This window comes from Kitasatospora sp. NPDC058048 (genome assembly GCF_042885555.1).
Lineage (GTDB): Bacteria > Actinomycetota > Actinomycetes > Streptomycetales > Streptomycetaceae > Kitasatospora > Kitasatospora lactacystinica.
In genome coordinates this window covers 1-3,042 of the sequence record NZ_JBHVRT010000096.1, presented here as the reverse complement: position 1 = coordinate 3,042, position 3,042 = coordinate 1, and the positions used below count along the sequence as shown (strand labels likewise).

The following is a 3,042-nucleotide window of genomic DNA, read 5'->3' as shown; positions in this document are numbered from 1 at the left end:
CTTAGATGCTTTCAGCACTTATCCCGTCCGCACATAGCTACCCAGCGATGCCCTTGGCAGAACAACTGGTACACCAGCGGTGCGTCCATCCCGGTCCTCTCGTACTAAGGACAGCTCCTCTCAAATTTCCTGCGCCCGCGACGGATAGGGACCGAACTGTCTCACGACGTTCTGAACCCAGCTCGCGTACCGCTTTAATGGGCGAACAGCCCAACCCTTGGGACCGACTACAGCCCCAGGATGCGATGAGCCGACATCGAGGTGCCAAACCTCCCCGTCGATGTGGACTCTTGGGGGAGATAAGCCTGTTATCCCCGGGGTAGCTTTTATCCGTTGAGCGATGGCCCTTCCATGCGGAACCACCGGATCACTAAGCCCGACTTTCGTCCCTGCTCGACTTGTAGGTCTCGCAGTCAAGCTCCCTTGTGCCTTTACACTCTACGAATGATTTCCAACCATTCTGAGGGAACCTTTGGGCGCCTCCGTTACTCTTTAGGAGGCGACCGCCCCAGTCAAACTGCCCACCTGACACTGTCTCCCCGCCCGATAAGGGCGGCGGGTTAGAAGGTCAATACAGCCAGGGTAGTATCCCACCGACGCCTCCACCGAAGCTAGCGCTCCGGCTTCTCAGGCTCCTACCTATCCTGTACAAGCTGTACCAAAATTCAATATCAGGCTGCAGTAAAGCTCCACGGGGTCTTTCCGTCCTGTCGCGGGTAACCTGCATCTTCACAGGTACTATAATTTCACCGAGTCTCTCGTTGAGACAGTGCCCAGATCGTTGCGCCTTTCGTGCGGGTCGGAACTTACCCGACAAGGAATTTCGCTACCTTAGGACCGTTATAGTTACGGCCGCCGTTTACTGGGGCTTCAATTCGCACCTTCGCTTACGCTAAGCGCTCCTCTTAACCTTCCAGCACCGGGCAGGCGTCAGCCCCTATACTTCGCCTTACGGCTTCGCAGAGACCTGTGTTTTTGCTAAACAGTCGCCTGGGCCTATTCACTGCGGCTCTCTCGGGCTATTCACCCTAACAGAGCACCCCTTCTCCCGAAGTTACGGGGTCATTTTGCCGAGTTCCTTAACGAGAGTTCTCTCGCACACCTTAGGATTCTCTCCTCGCCTACCTGTGTCGGTTTGCGGTACGGGCACCTCCCGCCTCGCTAGAGGCTTTTCTTGGCAGTGTGGAATCAGGAACTTCGGTACTATAATTCCCTCGCCATCACAGCTCCGCCTTAATGGAAACGGGATTTGCCTCGTTTCCGGCCTAACTGCTTGGACGCGCATATCCAACAGCGCGCTTACCCTATCCTTCTGCGTCCCCCCATCGTTCAAACGATGTATAGGTGGTACAGGAATATCAACCTGTTGTCCATCGCCTACGCCTTTCGGCCTCGGCTTAGGTCCCGACTAACCCTGAGCGGACGAGCCTTCCTCAGGAAACCTTAGGCATTCGGTGGAAGGGATTCTCACCCTTCTTTCGCTACTCATACCGGCATTCTCACTTCTAAGCGCTCCACCAGTCCTTCCGGTCTGACTTCACAGCCCTTAGAACGCTCTCCTACCACTGTTCGAAGAACAGTCCGCAGCTTCGGTGATACGTTTAGCCCCGGTACATTTTCGGCGCAGAGTCACTCGACCAGTGAGCTATTACGCACTCTTTAAATGGTGGCTGCTTCTAAGCCAACATCCTGGTTGTCTAAGCAACTCCACATCCTTTTCCACTTAACGTATACTTGGGGACCTTAGCTGGTGGTCTGGGCTGTTTCCCTTTTGACTACGGATCTTATCACTCGCAGTCTGACTCCCATGGATAAGTCTTTGGCATTCGGAGTTTGACTGAATTCGGTAACCCGTTGGGGGCCCCTAGTCCAATCAGTGCTCTACCTCCAAGACTCTTACAACATGAGGCTAGCCCTAAAGCTATTTCGGAGAGAACCAGCTATCTCCAGGTTCGATTGGAATTTCTCCGCTACCCACACCTCATCCCCGCACTTTTCAACGTGCGTGGGTTCGGGCCTCCATTCAGTGTTACCTGAACTTCACCCTGGACATGGGTAGATCACCTGGTTTCGGGTCTACGACCACATACTCAATTCGCCCTATTCAGACTCGCTTTCGCTGCGGCTCCGCATCTTCTGCTTAACCTTGCACGGGATCGTAACTCGCCGGTTCATTCTACAAAAGGCACGCCATCACCCGTTAACGGGCTCTGACTACTTGTAGGCACACGGTTTCAGGATCTCTTTCACTCCCCTTCCGGGGTGCTTTTCACCTTTCCCTCACGGTACTGGTTCACTATCGGTCACTAGGGAGTATTTAGCCTTGGGAGATGGTCCTCCCGGATTCCGACGGAATTTCACGTGTTCCGCCGTACTCAGGATCCACTCAGGAGAGAACGAAGTTTCGACTACAGGGCTGTTACCTCCTATGGCGGGCCTTTCCAGACCTCTTCATCTACCTCGTTCCTTTGTAACTCCGTATAGAGTGTCCTACAACCCCAAGAGGCAAGCCTCTTGGTTTGGGCTGGTCCCGTTTCGCTCGCCGCTACTCAGGAAATCGCATTTGCTTTCTCTTCCTCCGGGTACTTAGATGTTTCAGTTCCCCGGGTCTGCCTTCTCATATCCTATGTATTCAGATATGGATACCACTCCATTACGAGTGGTGGGTTTCCCCATTCGGAAATCTCCGGATCAAAGCTTGCTTACAGCTCCCCGAAGCATATCGGTGTTCGTCCCGTCCTTCATCGGCTCCTAGTGCCAAGGCATCCACCGTGCGCCCTTTCTAACTTAACCGTTAAAAAAGATCTTACTGATGCTTTGAAAAAATTAATTGCCTTCTATCTATTATCTAGTTTTCAAGGAACAAAGAAGAAAAAACTTCATCACAACGTGATGAGATCTTTCGTATCTGAATGAATTACTCATTCAAAACTGAACAAAACAAAAGCGCTCTCGTATTTATCCTTAGAAAGGAGGTGATCCAGCCGCACCTTCCGATACGGCTACCTTGTTACGACTTCACCCCAATCATCTGTCCCACCT

General features: G+C 52.6%; 2 rRNA genes. Both read right to left on the bottom strand.

The annotated features are described in order from the left end of the window. Positions 1-2,793, bottom strand: a 23S ribosomal RNA gene (locus ACFVVA_RS42060); the annotation flags it as partial. 175 nt (positions 2,794-2,968) lie between these two features. Next, positions 2,969-3,042 (bottom strand): 16S ribosomal RNA (locus ACFVVA_RS42055); the annotation flags it as partial.